This is a genomic window from Noviherbaspirillum sp., assembly GCF_035944575.1.
Taxonomy (GTDB): domain Bacteria; phylum Pseudomonadota; class Gammaproteobacteria; order Burkholderiales; family Burkholderiaceae_D; genus Noviherbaspirillum.
Window position 1 is genome coordinate 1 of sequence record NZ_DASZBA010000027.1, and the last position, 11,577, is coordinate 11,577.

General features: G+C 58.8%; 9 protein-coding genes. 3 read left to right on the top strand and 6 right to left on the bottom strand.

Going from position 1 to position 11,577, the window contains the following annotated elements; all coding sequences use genetic code 11:
* Positions 1-1,365: hypothetical protein (locus tag VGU61_RS01605; RefSeq protein WP_326857345.1), on the bottom strand; the 1,365-nt coding region annotated here is incomplete at its 3' end.
* 197 nt (positions 1,366-1,562) lie between these two features.
* Between VGU61_RS01605 and VGU61_RS01610 the strand changes: the two genes are divergently transcribed.
* Positions 1,563-1,958: a SirB2 family protein gene (locus VGU61_RS01610; RefSeq protein ID WP_326857346.1), complete on the top strand. Its 396-nt coding sequence runs from the start codon at positions 1,563-1,565 to the stop codon at positions 1,956-1,958.
* Between the two features lie 79 nt (positions 1,959-2,037).
* Here VGU61_RS01610 and VGU61_RS01615 read toward each other — a convergent pair whose 3' ends face one another.
* Positions 2,038-2,253 carry a hypothetical protein gene (locus VGU61_RS01615; protein ID WP_326857347.1) on the bottom strand — a complete coding sequence of 72 codons (216 nt, stop codon included), beginning with the start codon at positions 2,251-2,253 and terminating at the stop codon, positions 2,038-2,040.
* A gap of 516 nt (positions 2,254-2,769) precedes the next feature.
* Here VGU61_RS01615 and VGU61_RS01620 point away from each other — a divergent pair.
* The gene (locus VGU61_RS01620) at positions 2,770-4,353 is read left to right on the top strand and encodes a methyl-accepting chemotaxis protein (protein WP_326857348.1); all 1,584 of its coding nucleotides are present in this window, start codon (positions 2,770-2,772) and stop codon (positions 4,351-4,353) included.
* Positions 4,354-4,408: 55 nt separating this feature from the next.
* On the opposite strand, the gene VGU61_RS01625 is transcribed toward VGU61_RS01620, so the two are convergent.
* From VGU61_RS01625 to VGU61_RS01635, 3 genes are all read right to left on the bottom strand, one after another.
* The gene (locus tag VGU61_RS01625; protein ID WP_326857349.1) at positions 4,409-6,697 is read right to left on the bottom strand and encodes a putative bifunctional diguanylate cyclase/phosphodiesterase; all 2,289 of its coding nucleotides are present in this window, start codon (positions 6,695-6,697) and stop codon (positions 4,409-4,411) included.
* A gap of 460 nt (positions 6,698-7,157) precedes the next feature.
* Positions 7,158-8,834 carry a methyl-accepting chemotaxis protein gene (locus VGU61_RS01630; RefSeq protein WP_326857350.1) on the bottom strand — a complete coding sequence of 559 codons (1,677 nt, stop codon included), beginning with the start codon at positions 8,832-8,834 and terminating at the stop codon, positions 7,158-7,160.
* A gap of 181 nt (positions 8,835-9,015) precedes the next feature.
* On the bottom strand, positions 9,016-9,483 hold the full coding sequence (locus VGU61_RS01635; protein WP_326857351.1) for a translesion error-prone DNA polymerase V autoproteolytic subunit: 468 nt from the start codon (positions 9,481-9,483) through the stop codon (positions 9,016-9,018).
* A 285-nt stretch (positions 9,484-9,768) separates the two neighbouring features.
* Here VGU61_RS01635 and VGU61_RS01640 point away from each other — a divergent pair, with 285 nt between their 5' ends.
* Positions 9,769-10,785 (top strand): Bug family tripartite tricarboxylate transporter substrate binding protein, encoded by a 1,017-nt coding sequence (locus tag VGU61_RS01640; protein WP_414691579.1) that lies wholly within the window; start codon positions 9,769-9,771, stop codon positions 10,783-10,785.
* A gap of 108 nt (positions 10,786-10,893) precedes the next feature.
* On the opposite strand, the gene VGU61_RS01645 is transcribed toward VGU61_RS01640, so the two are convergent.
* Positions 10,894-11,577, bottom strand: a 684-nt coding sequence (locus VGU61_RS01645; RefSeq protein ID WP_326857352.1) for a response regulator, incomplete at its 5' end; no start/stop codon positions are given.

Below are 11,577 nucleotides of genomic sequence, written 5' to 3' on the forward strand. Positions count from 1 at the left end.
TTCCCGAATGGATGCCTCCCCGACCCCGCCGAGGGCGATGGCCTTGTTGTTCAAGCCGGCCAGATCGATTGTCTGGAATTCGGCATGGTAAGGAATCGCACCGCAATCGAAGACAGCCATCGTGAATGCTTCACCATCGGCCACGGCCTTCATGGTTATGCCGATATCCACCACGCGCCGCCCGACCGGCTCATATCCCTTGATCAACCAGTCATGCGCATCCTTGATGCGCACCGCCTGGACCGATGCGACGACAAGGATGCCGGCCGCGACTGCGCGCAGCGTCCACGCAATGGCGGAAGGCGAACGTCTCCCTTTAATGCAGGCAAGGGATGAAAATCCCAGGATGATCAGACCGATGATGATGGGCTGAAAATATCGAAGGCCAAGGCCCATGATGTGCTTGATCGTTGCGTAATAGCCGATCTGAAGTGCAACGGCGGCAAACAGCGCGATCAGAAAATCCGCCGCAAAGCTGCGCTCGCTGCGCCGCCTGACAATCAGGCATGCAAACAGTGCGACCGAGCCGATCAGCATGAGCGGCATATGCTTTGCGAATCGCTCGATCTCGATCATGCCCATCAGGCCGTGATCGCCCTGCTTGACATAAAAAGGCAATGGAAACGGCAACCCGTAATACAGGTAGCGCGCGGCGAAGTAAAGCGTACCGAGAATGAGAAAGGTGAGCGCCGCCGTGAGGATGGATCGGCGCGACGGCGGGTTCAGGCTTGCAAGGCAGGCGAAGAAGACGATCACCACCGCCGCCATCTCCGGCCGGAGCATCGGCACGATCGTCGCGATGACGCCGATCCCGATGGACCGGCCCGCGGTTGCCTGGCCGGACCGGGTTTGCCAGACAAGATAAAGGAAGTAAGCGAATGCAAGCGCCGAGCACGCGGTCTCCATGCCGGACACGGCGTTGACCGCGACATACTGGTCCGCCAGAAAATAGGCCGCCGCACCGGCGGCCGCGAGATGCGAAACGCCATGGTTCGTATCCGCCAGGTGTCGATGAACGCCGAAGACGATCCTGCCGATCAGCACGGCGGCAAGGAGACACGCCGCCGCGCCGAGCGCCTTGGCAATCAGCGTGAACGACACCCCGGACAGGCTCATGAGCGCCAGAAGTATGGCGTACAGCGGACTGGTCAGTCCTTCGGTCGGCTCGCCGGCATCCTGCGGATTGAATACGAGCCCGAAGCCATCGATAAAGTTTCGGGCATAACGAAAGGTGATGAAGGAATCGTCCATCGTATAGTCCCGGAATGCGAACACGTGGACGAAGAATGCGCCCAGCCCTATTGCCAGGATAAGCGCGCTGATCACGTGGATGCTTCCTGAAGGAGTCGACGGATTGTTTTGCATTCGCTTTATTCTTATGTGCTTCGGGAAGGTCCGCACTTTCCGCGCGAAAGTGCGTGACGCATCGGATTGTGATAAATGTTGGACGCCGGTCGCTCGTTCCGCAGGCTGATGCTGTTTGCAACGACAGGGCCGCAGGTAACGCCCGGATTGATTTTCCCGTGAATCCAGCAGCACAGCACAATGCGCCGAAACAAACGATGAACTATCTACTGATCAAACACTTGCATATAACGTGCGCCGCCCTGAGCGGCGGCTTCTTTCTTTTACGCGGCATCTGGATGGTCACGGAGTCGCCTTTACTCTCCAGGCGATGGGTGAAAACCCTTCCTCATCTGATCGATTCGATATTGCTGCTCAGCGCATTGACGCTTGTATTCTGGAGCGGACAGTATCCGTTTGTTCAACCATGGCTGACCGCCAAGGTAGGCGCGCTCGTCGGCTACATCGTTCTTGGATCGGTCGCGTTGAAGTACGGAAAACAGAAGCCGGTTCGATTCCTATGCCTGCTTCTGGCACTGACCGTCTTCGGATTCATCGTCGGAACAGCGCTTACGAAAGATCCCCTGTTTGCCTGGAGGATTTTCCAGGCGTGAAATCGGCCTGCGAATATTGCATCCGCGCGAGCCTGACCCGATCCGATACCACATCGGGCCAGGTGAGAAAGTCAATCGATCAACCCAGGGTCTTGAGATCGGCATCGACCTTCTCGAGCGCATCGTTGGTGATGAGGCCGCCGGAGAAACCGGCAACCGTCTTCAACGGAAAACCCCTTCCCATGGAAATCTGGGGATGAGTCGAGATGCCGGGAAGATGTTTTTCGAGAATGGCCTTGCTTGCTTCGTTGTCGAGCAGATCACCGAGAGTGGAATTGATGGAAAGGGATGACATGAAACGCTTCTCCTGAAATTCACGCCGGCACCAGGCATCGGCGTATGGATAAATGGAAACAAGGCAGGTGGTAATACAGACTGTAGTGTATTGATGTAGCGGTCCCGGATTTTGAACTTGCGCATATATGATGGACTGCGCTCCGGCTACGCAAGCAGAAAAGCGTCGCCCCTGTCACTTCGTTGAAAAGACGATGCAACAGCGATTTTGCAAAGTCCCAGCCATCCCGCCGGCGAAATCAGCATTCCCATATTCATGGGAAAAAATGGAAATTCTCCCAACCTGCCGAAGCATCGATCCTCGTAAACCGTTGCACTTGAGCAACTTATTCTATCAATCCAGAATTTTCCATAGATCGAGCATGATGGTGTCGCTAGTATTGTTGGCGTGCACCAACTTTCCTGCTGCCGCATGCTAATCAATGACAAAAACCTTCATCTGGTGTTAACGATGTCCGCATATCGCATCGGCACAGCACGGCCCTCCGCCTGACATCACTTACTCCCAATAGAAATAATGAAACTACAAGACATCACGATCGGCGCACGCCTCGCCCTGGGCTTCAGCATATTATTGACGATGATATTGGCGCTATCGGCGTTTTCGATTTTCCGCATGCTCGGCATCGATGCCAAGGTGGTGCATGAAGATCAGGTGATCGCGGAACGCCTGCAGCCGTTGTATGTCGCGCGGGAAGCGCTGGCGCAGAGCGGTATCGCGGCACGCAATGCCTATATTTTTACCAGCATGGACGAGGCGAAGCGGGAGCTCGATATCGTCGACCAGCAAAAAGCCATCTTCATGGATGCGTTGAAGACCCTGGCACCGCATTACGCCGGAGACGCCGACTTCGCCAAGGTCAGCCAAGGCTTGACCCGGATGGCGGAAGAGTTGAATCGCCCGCGAAAATTTCGCGAAGCAATGCAAGTGGCGGAGTTCGGAGATTTTCTCGTCAATGAATGCAGTCCGCTGCGGCGTCAGATCGTGCAGGATATGGATGTCGTGATCCGCCATGCCGAGAAGGAAATGGATGATGCCACTCTGGCCGTACATGGGATCATCAACACCTCGCGTAACCTGCTGATTGCCGTTTCCGCCATTGCCCTGGCCGTCGGCGTGGCGCTCTCCATCCTGCTGGCACGCAGCATCACCAAGCCACTCGGCGAAGCCGTCAAATTCGCCAGGCGCGTGACGACCGGCGACCTGACCGGGCATATCGAAATAACGTCCCAGGATGAAACTGGCCAGCTGATGCAGGCATTGAAGGAAATGAACGAGAACCTTGCCCGTATTGTGACCGAGGTTCGCTCCGGCACCGACCAGATCGCCACCGGTTCGACGCAGATCGCCGCCGGCAACCAGGACCTCTCTTCCCGTACCGAGCAGCAGGCCAGCTCACTGGGCGAAACCGCCACATCGATGGAACAGCTGACCTCCACCGTCAAGCAGAACGCCGCCAACGCGCAGCAGGCAAATACGCTCGCGGTATCCGCGGCGGATGTGGCAAGCGAAGGCGGACAGGTCATCGCCCAGGTCGTCGATACCATGGGTGCGATCAACGAATCGTCGAAGAAAGTGGTCGACATCATTGCCGTGATCGACGGCATCGCTTTCCAGACCAATATCCTGGCGCTCAATGCGGCGGTGGAAGCGGCCCGCGCGGGCGAACAGGGCCGGGGATTTGCCGTCGTGGCTTCCGAAGTCCGCAACCTTGCGCAACGCAGCGCCGCGGCGGCCAAAGAGATCAAGGCATTGATCGATGCGTCGGTGGAAAAAGTGGAAAACGGCAGCAGGCTGGTCGATCAGGCGGGCACAACCATGACGAACATCGTGGAATGCGTCAAGCGTGTTACCGACATCATTGCCGAGATCACGTCGGCCAGCCGGGAGCAGACTTCCGGCATCCAACAGGTGAACATCGCCATCGCGCAGATGGACCAGGTGACACAGCAGAATGCGGCGCTGGTGGAGCAGGCGACCGCGGCGTCGGCATCGATGCAGGATCAGGCGACCCAGCTGGCGCGGGTGGTAAATGTGTTCAAGCTCGATGCTTCCCGCACATCGACATCCGCGGTTGCCGCTTCTCGCGAAGCGGTGTGACATCAACCGGGATGCCACCTGCAGGGAACAGGCGGCGGTCCGTGACAGGGCCCGCTCAGGACTCCTGCGCCAGCAGCGCATTCTGCTTGAGCAGGAAGGACGCGAACTGTTCCTGCGGCACAGGCTTGCTTATATAAAAGCCTTGCACATGGTCACATCCGTTCTGGCGCAGGAAAATCTCCTGCTCTTCCGTCTCCACGCCCTCGGCGATGACATCCATGTGAAAGGACCGCGACATGGAGATGATCGCTTCGGTGATCGCCCTCCCCTCCGGCTTGGTGCCGAGGTCCCGGATGAAGGACCGGTCGACCTTGAGCGTATCGATCGGCAGGTCCTGCAGCTTGCTCAAATGCAGATAGCCGGTGCCGAAATCGTCAATGGCGATGCGTACGCCCAGATGTTTGATCGCCTGCAGGGTATGAAGTACGCGGGTCGGATTGTGAATGACCATGCCCTCGGTGATTTCCAGTTCCAGCAGTGATGGCGCCATGCCGGTTTCAACGAGGATCGCGGAAATATCGTCGATCAGCCTGTCGTCGGCGAACTGACGGACCGACAAATTCACGGACATACAGATGGGCGGCAATCCGGCCTGCTGCCATTTCATGTTCTGCTCGCATGCCGTCCGCAGTACCCATTTCCCGATCGGGATGATCAGCCCGGTGTCTTCCGCCACATGAATGAACTGCACCGGCGGAACCGAACCGAGGTTCGGATTGTTCCAGCGCAGCAGTGCTTCGACACCGGAAATCGCATTGGTGCGCAGGTCGCGCTTGGCCTGATAGTGGACGTCGAACTCGCCGCGCGCGAGCGCATGCCGCAATTCGTTTTCCAGGCTCAGGCGCTCCACCGCCTGCGAGCGCATGTCGGACGAGTAGAACTGGAAATTGTTCTTTCCTTCCTCCTTGGCCAGGTACATCGCGCCGTCGGCGTTCTTGAGCAGGGTTTGGACATCGTCGGCATCGGTCGGGAACAGGGCAATGCCGATGCTGGCCGATACGCGGCATTCCTGCCCCGCCAGCGGCACCGGCCTGGCCGCAGCCGCCAGCAGCTTCCCGGCCACGGCCTCGGCATGCTGGCGGTCCGGAATCTCATGCAGCAGCACGACGAATTCATCGCCGCCGAGCCGCGCGACGATATCGCTGGCGCGCAGTTCCTGCTTGAACCGGGAGGCTATTTCCTTCAGCAGATCGTCGCCCGCCTCGTGTCCAAGCGTATCGTTGATCAGCTTGAAGCGGTCGAGGTCGATGAACAGAACCGCGAAGGTGCGGCTATAGCGTCGCGATGTCTCCAGCGCGCTGGCGACGAGCTGCGTAAACATCGTGCGGTTCGGCAGGCCGGTCAATCCGTCATGGGTGGCGAGATACTGGATGCGGTTGTCCGCCCGGCGCTTTTCGGTGATCTCCCGCGCCACGCCGCGGTAGCCGGCGAAGGCCCCTGCCTTGTTCGTTTTCGGGCCGCCGCTCAGGCTGACGAAATATTCCTGTCCGTCCTGGGCGACATAACTGATGACGACATCGCGGTAACTCTGATGTTTTGAGGTCAGCTCGATGAACGCTTCCCAGCCGCCGGGAAATTCCACCCGGTAGCCGCACTCCCACAGCCGTCTGCCCAATATCGATTCGGGCGGCAAGGCCGTGCTTTCCGTGCCGGATTCCATGCGGGTGAAGGCGTAATTCTCGTCCTGTTCCCAATACCAGTCCGACGACAATTCGGTCAGCGCCCGGAACCTTGCTTCGCTCTCGCTCAATGCGGCGTTCTTGTCGGCGAGCGCGGCATTTTTCGCGGTGATCCGGTCCCTCAGTCCGCCAACGTAGACCCCGACCCAGACAAAACGTCCGAGGCAGACGAAAAACGAGATGAGGAACAGCACCTTGCCGGCGGTCGAATCGATCGGAAAGGAGATGACATGTCCGGTTTGCAGGATCGGTGCGACGATCCATGCAAGCGTGATGAGCAGGAGTCCGCCGAACTGGCGCACGTTCAGCGTGAACAGGCCATAGGCGAATACCTGGAAGATGTTGAACAGGAAGAAGAAACCGATTTCCGGCGCCAGCCACAGCCCGAGGCACTGGTTTGACACGCCGATGATCAGGCTGGGAAAGGAGAGCGTGGGATCGGCGAAGCGCTCGGCATAGCGCGACCTGATCATAATGTAGGTCACCGCGCTATAGCCCAGGCCGATGGCCAGGTAAATGAGCGGCACGCCGGGCGGCGTTCCCGCCAGCCAGGCAAGCAGAGCCAGAAGAAGCGCGTCTGCCACCCAGCTTACCGCCACCACCTTGATCGATTTCAGGTTCAGCGCGATTGCCGCCTCGGAACGGCCATGCTTTACATTGCTCATTGATGTTTTTGTCTTATAGATCGATCGGATGTCAAACGTGCTGCGGCATTCCGGCATGTACGTGGCGGCTTGCCCTCTTCGGGTGTCGGCAGACGGTTTCGGGAACGCCTGTTCTATTTCTTGTATGCAATCTTAAGCCCGCATTTCATCAATGCAAGTAATGGATGGACAATCGGGAGGCATTAGCAGGATTGATCGGACTTTTGAATGCGCTTGTCTCTAATTCACTACGCGTTCATCGTCATCAGGAACAAGCGCCGGCAATGAAACGAGAAAGATGCATGGACCTGCTTTCACCACAGCGGCCCCTTCTGTCGGGAACCATACATAACGATCGTCCACCTGGAAGATGAAGCAAGGGAGGCGCTGGAAAATGCAGAAGGCACGCATCCCTTGCCGGGTTTTGCAGCGGTGCATCGCCTCCGCTGCAGCCATGTCATTGGCGGGGCATCCTCCCGGTTTAAAACTCTTCCCACTCATCCTTGGAGTGGTGCGAACTCCTGGCTGCAACAGGTTTCGGGATGGCCCTCACGGCTGACTTCGCAGCAGGGGCCGGTACCGCCCTGGCCACCGGCACTGCCCGGTTTTGCTCGCTGTGATGGACCTTGAACACCGCGACGGTCTCCGCCAGTCTTTTCGCTTCATTCTGCATCGATTCCGATGCGGCGGCCGCCTCTTCCACCAGCGAAGCGTTTTGCTGCGTCACCTGGTCCATTTGTGAAATCGCCTGATTGATCTGCTCGATGCCGGCGGTCTGCTCTTTCGATGCCGCCGTGATCTCGCTTACGATGTCGCTCACGCGCCTGACGCTGTCGACGATTTCCTGCATCGTGCTGCCTGCCTGGTCGACAAGCTTCGCACCGGTGGCAATCTGGTCGACGGAGTCGTTGATGAGCGCCTTGATTTCCTTTGCCGCGTTGGCGGAGCGCTGCGCAAGAACGCGCACTTCCGATGCGACCACCGCAAATCCCCGTCCCTGTTCGCCGGCACGCGCCGCTTCCACCGCCGCGTTCAATGCAAGGATGTTGGTCTGGAACGCGATACCATCGATGACGCCGATGATGTCGACGATCTTGCGGGATGCGTCGTTGATGGCTTCCATCGTATGGACCACTTCCGACACGACGGCGCCGCCCTTGCCCGCCACATCAGATGCGGAGACGGCCAGCGTATTGGCCTGGTATGCATTGTCCGCGTTCTGCCTGACTGTGGAAGTCAGCTCTTCCATGGACGATGCCGTCTCTTCCAGTGAACTGGCCTGCTGCTCCGTGCGGGAAGACAGATCATGGTTGCCGGCGGCGATCTGGCCCGATGCCGTGGCAATCGTGTCGGTACCGGAACGCACCTGCGTGACGATCTTTACCAGGCTGTCGTTCATGTTCTTCAGGGATGACAGCAAGTGGCCCATTTCATTTCTCGACGGACGGGGAAACGACTGCGTCAGGTCGCCCGCCGCAATGCCGTCGGCGAGTGCGATAGCCTGGTGCAAGGGACGCGCGATAGCGCGCAGCAGCCAGTACCCGACCGCGGCGGCAAGGAACAAACCCAGGATCAGCGCGGTAATGCAGGTGTTACGGACCAGCACATAGGTGCTTCGGCTACGTTCAAACTCGGTCCTGGCAGTATCCAGCTGGATTCGGATCAGGTCGTCGATCCCCTTGCGGACCGGTTCAAACAGTTTCTCCATTGGTCCGTGCAGGATTTCGGTCGCCAGCCTGGCATCCTGCGCCCGCACGGCCGCCACGGTAGGCATCAGCCCGGAGGCGACAAACCTGGTGCGGGCTTCGGCAAAGCGCTTTGCAATATTTTTCTCTTCCGGCGTCAGGTAGGTCGCCATGTACGCATCCCAGATGCCCGATACCTTGCGGGCATTGTCCTCCACCTCATCCATCAACTTTGCCGCTTCCGTCGGCTCTTTCGTAACGGCCTTGGCAATCAGCATTCCATTCCGGTCCAGCAGGCGCACGATCTGGTCCAGCTGTCCCAGGGGCACCAGCCGGTCGTCGTACATCGACCTCATGGAATCGTTCGCAACGCTGAGATTTCCCAACCCGATCAACGCGCCGACGATCAGTTGCAGCGACAAAAAACAAAGCACGCCGATGAGGCGTGCTTTGATGGATAAGTTCTGGAACATGGTAAGCCTTGGGGAGTAAGTGGAATCAATTGAAAGGTAACGGCAGGAATCAACCTTTCTTTAGCCCGGCTCCTTCGCAAGCAATAGCCTTGCATTGCCGGAGCGTTCAAAATCCACCCGGATTGCTGCACAGACAATCGCGCTTCCTTATTGCTCTTAGCTTACAAGTGCGACAGACCAGTCAAGTCTGTAACTTCCTGACGACGCCGACCACGACACCAAAGATCACGAGCTCTTCACCCTCCCTGACGAAAATCGGCGGATAGCCGGGATTCGCCGCGCGCAGTTCCACGCCATCGCCGAGCGCGTGCAAGCGCTTGATGCTGTATTCACCGTTGAGCACCACGACGACGATGGCGCCGTGTTCCGCTTGCGCCGAGCGATCCACGACGACCTTGTCGCCGTCGAAGATGCCGGCATGGCGCATCGATTCGCCGCACACGTCGAATATGAAGGTCGATACACGGTGCTTTACCAGGTACTCATTCAGATCCAGTCCCGATTCGACGTAATCGGCGGCGTGCGACGGAAGGCCGGCCGGGCGTTTTGCGAGGAAATGGGCGTTGTCTGCCGGTTTGGCGGTCGGCTTGATGGGCCAGATAACAGGTACGAGCGTGGGAAGCTCGCCGAGACGAATGAGTTCAGACATTGGCTGACGGAAATGCTGTATGTGTGAACAGTATATTTTTCGAACGCAAAACCGGCAAGAAAAGAAGTGCAACGTTTTGACAGGATCGGCATGCAGCGTGCGCTTATGACAATGCATGCTTTACCGAAAGTGCAATAAATCGGCAGGATCGGCACATAAGGGCTCCGGTGTGGATGTCGATGGCTGCCATTAAAATGGTTCTTTTTCCAACGGACGGCTGCCTGCGGGCTTTCATTTTCCGTGGGCCGCATCCTACCCGCATCGTTTTTTAATTCCGACTATCCCATGCATACCACCGTCCCGAACATTGCTTACCCGAAGAATTCTCCACGACGCATCCTGATGAAGAAGGTATTCGTCTCCGTCGCGCTTGCCTGCACGGCCGTTGCGGGTCATTCGCAGACCTGGCCCTCGGATCCGGTGAGGCTCATCATCCCGTTCCCGCCGGGCGGCGGCACCGACATCCTGTCCCGCCTGGTCGCCACCAGGCTTGCCGAGGCGAACAAGTGGACCATCGTCGCGGAAAACCGCGGCGGCGCCGGCGGCACCATCGGCGTCGGCGAAGCAGCAAAGGCGGCGCCCACCGGCTATACCATGCTGATGGGGCAGAAGGACAACATGGCCGTTGCGCCATGGCTGTACAAGAACCTTTCCTACGATCCGCTCAAGGACTTCACCGCCGTGGCACACGTGGCATACACGCCGGTGGTGATCGTCACCGCCGTCAATTCCAAATACAGGACGCTCGCCGACGTCGTGAGCGCCGCGCGCGCCGCGCCCGGGACGATACCGTACGGTTCGCCGGGCAACGGCACGACCATTCATCTCGCCGGGGAAGCGCTCAACACCGCCGCCGGCATCAAGCTCGTGCATGTTCCATACAAAGGGTCGAGCCCCGCCCTCGTCGATGTGATGAGCGGCACCGTGGACCTGGCATTGTCTTCGGTTCCGTCGGCCTTGAGCCAGATCAAGGCCGGCAAATTGCGCGCTCTTGCCGTCACCTCGGCCAAGCGCAGCACATCGCTGCCGGACGTGCCCACCGTGGCGGAAGCGGGATACAAGGGTTTCGACGTCAGCACCTGGTATGGCTTTTTCATGCCCGCCGGCGCGCCGAAGGATGTGGTCGCACGGGTCAATGCGGAGGTGAACAAGCTGCTCGACAATCCGGAAATGAAGAAGGCGATTTACGCTCAAGGCGCGGAACCTCAGGCGATGACGCCGGAGAGGTTTTCAACACTGCTTCAGAATGATCACCGCAGCATGAAGGATGTGGTCAAGCAGGCGGGCGTAACAATCGAGTAAGCACGCCGGGGCATACGGGCGACGCTTCCGGAACCAGGGGCGGACGACGTCCGACTTCCCTATGCCGTGGAACGCAGGCTTGCGACAAACCTTGCTTGTCGCAAGCCGCTACGCCGACGCGCCGGGCGCTATTTCCGCCAGCAGGGACGCAAGTTTCGCGGTATCGACAGGCTTGACGAAATGATGATCGAAGCCTGCTTCTTTCCCTTTCTGCCTGTCCTGCTCCTGCCCGTAACCGGTGACGGCGAATAACTTGATATGCGAAGTGCACTCCTGCGCTCTCAACCGCAAGGCCAGCTCGTAGCCATCCATCTCGGGCAGGCCGATGTCCAGTATGCAGACATCCAGCGGTGTGGCCGCAGCCCGCGCCAGCGCATTGCCGGACGTGTGTTCCACCATGACCTCATGACCCACTGCGTTCAGGTACAACGCAAGCATCGTCGCAGCATCGGCATTGTCGTCGACCACCAGAATCCGCAATGGTTTTTCCGTCTTTCCGAGTTGACGAAGGGGCCGCTGTCCGCCGATCGCCTGCCCTTCCGGCAGCCGCGGCAGCGTCACGACGAATTCGCTTCCCTTGCCGATGCCGTCGCTGCTGCACCGCACCTCTCCGCCATGCAATTCCACCAGGCTTTTTACCAGCGCAAGTCCGACACCCAGGCCACCCTGCGCCCGGTCGGCGCTACGGTCGGCCTGGGTAAACAGATCGAATACACGAGGCTGCAACTCCGGCGCCATGCCGATGCCGTTGTCCATCACCCGCAGGACGATCCGCGTGCCCTGCGCATCGAT